Origin of the sequence: Pseudescherichia vulneris, assembly GCF_902164725.1 — a bacterium.
GTDB lineage: Bacteria > Pseudomonadota > Gammaproteobacteria > Enterobacterales > Enterobacteriaceae > Pseudescherichia > Pseudescherichia vulneris.
Genome location: NZ_LR607338.1, coordinates 1,138,079 through 1,138,985, shown reverse-complemented (window position 1 = coordinate 1,138,985; position 907 = coordinate 1,138,079). Strand labels below are relative to the sequence as shown.

At 56.9% G+C, this 907-nt stretch carries 1 protein-coding gene; it reads left to right on the top strand.

What is annotated here, in order from left to right; translation table 11 throughout:
• Window positions 1–49 precede the first annotated feature (49 nt).
• Window positions 50–904, top strand: a complete 855-nt coding sequence (gene bla / locus FN633_RS04645) for a class A beta-lactamase (RefSeq protein ID WP_154056902.1) — start codon at window positions 50–52, stop codon at window positions 902–904.
• The last annotated feature ends 3 nt before the right edge of the window (window positions 905–907 follow it).

Genomic DNA, 907 nt, shown 5'->3' with positions numbered 1-907 from the left:
CGTAGATGGTAATGTCATGGCATGACGAGTGACGGTAGGGAATTCTGATGTGAAGCGCACTATCGGCGGAGTATTGTTTCTTCTTTTCGCGCTGTGCCAGCCGGCTCAGGCAATCAACACTGAGGGGCTACAAGCCTTCCTGAAGCAGGAGGAGACACGCCTGCCGGGTAAGATTGGCATGTCCATCGTCAACGCCGACGGTCAACCGATCTTTGGCTATCGCCAGAATGAACGTTTCCCTTTAACCAGCACCTTTAAAGTCCTCGCCTGCGGCGCGCTGCTCGATCGTCTGCATAAAACCGCTGGCTCGCTGGATGAGACGGTCACCATTAAGCCTGACGAACTGTTGAGCTACTCTCCGATCACCAAAAACTACGTTGCTCCAGCGACCATTACGCTGCAAACCCTGTGTTCGGCGGCGGTTAGCTATAGCGATAATACGGCGGGCAACAGTATTCTGACTTACCTTGGCGGCCCTGTGGCGGTAACGCGCTTTATGCGTGAGAGTGGCGATACCGTCACCCGGCTGGATCGCACCGAGCCGACGCTCAACGAGGCTACGCCAGGAGATGAGCGCGACACCTCTACGCCGGAACGTATGGCATCCGGGCTGCATACGTTACTGGCGACGCCGCTGCTAACCAAGCCGCATCAGGCGATGCTGGAGAGCTGGATGCGGGAGGACAAGGTAGCCGACAACCTGCTGCGCGCCGCTCTGCCCAAAGGCTGGACCATCGCAGATAAGACCGGCGCAGGCGGCTACGGCTCAAGGGCAATTATTGCCGCTGTCTATCCTACGGGGGAAAAGCCTTTTTATATGGCGATCTACATCACCCAAACGGATGCCGAGATGAAGGTGAGCGACGGGGTAATTAAAAAGATTGGGGAGCGGGTGTTGCGTTGAGCG